The sequence below is a fragment of the Lachnospira hominis (ex Hitch et al. 2025) genome (assembly GCF_040096395.1).
In the GTDB taxonomy this organism is placed as follows: domain Bacteria; phylum Bacillota; class Clostridia; order Lachnospirales; family Lachnospiraceae; genus Lachnospira; species Lachnospira hominis.
This window is the reverse complement of sequence record NZ_JBBMES010000079.1, coordinates 1-546: the sequence shown is the minus strand read 5'-3', so window position 1 is coordinate 546 and position 546 is coordinate 1. Positions and strand designations below refer to the sequence as shown.

2 protein-coding genes are annotated in these 546 nt (G+C 41.4%); both read right to left on the bottom strand.

Going from position 1 to position 546, the window contains the following annotated elements:
• Positions 1-302, bottom strand: a 302-nt coding sequence (locus WMO38_RS15180) for a relaxase/mobilization nuclease domain-containing protein (RefSeq protein WP_349163231.1), incomplete at its 3' end; no start/stop codon positions are given.
• A gap of 10 nt (positions 303-312) precedes the next feature.
• Positions 313-546: MobC domain-containing protein (locus WMO38_RS15175; RefSeq protein WP_349163230.1), on the bottom strand; the 234-nt coding region annotated here is incomplete at its 5' end.

Below are 546 nucleotides of genomic sequence, written 5' to 3'. Positions count from 1 at the left end.
TGAACCACAAATACCGCTTCATAGGCATCACCAAGATATTCTGCTACAAACTTCTGTGTTATCTCAAAAGCCCTGTCCGGTTCCACCTCATCCTCTTTGAAAGAAAGAATGATATGATACCCCTGTCGCTTGTCTGTTTTTCCAAACTGCTTCTTTGTATCCATCATCTGCTCAAAAGCCATATCTGTCTGGCAGTTTATGGCTCCCACAAGTCTTCCTCCCTGCGTTTTCTCAGGATTCATCACATAATCCAGTGCCCGCTTTAAATGCCTTGCATGAAAAGAATTCCCGCTGTCCTTCATGTGAAGTATCTTACTGATTGCCAATCTTTACCACCGCCTCGCTGACAGACTGATTCAGCTTTTTCATATATGCCACAAGCTGTTCCTTATCTTTCTTGGAATACAGCTGTGCATTGCTGTTAAATACAATCTGATTGATGTTAATGCCGATACGGTTTACCTCATTAATAAGCTCTTTAAGAAGTTTCCTTACTTCCGGATAATCATTTGGTTTCTGACTGATTAGAAGCCTGATATATTCGGC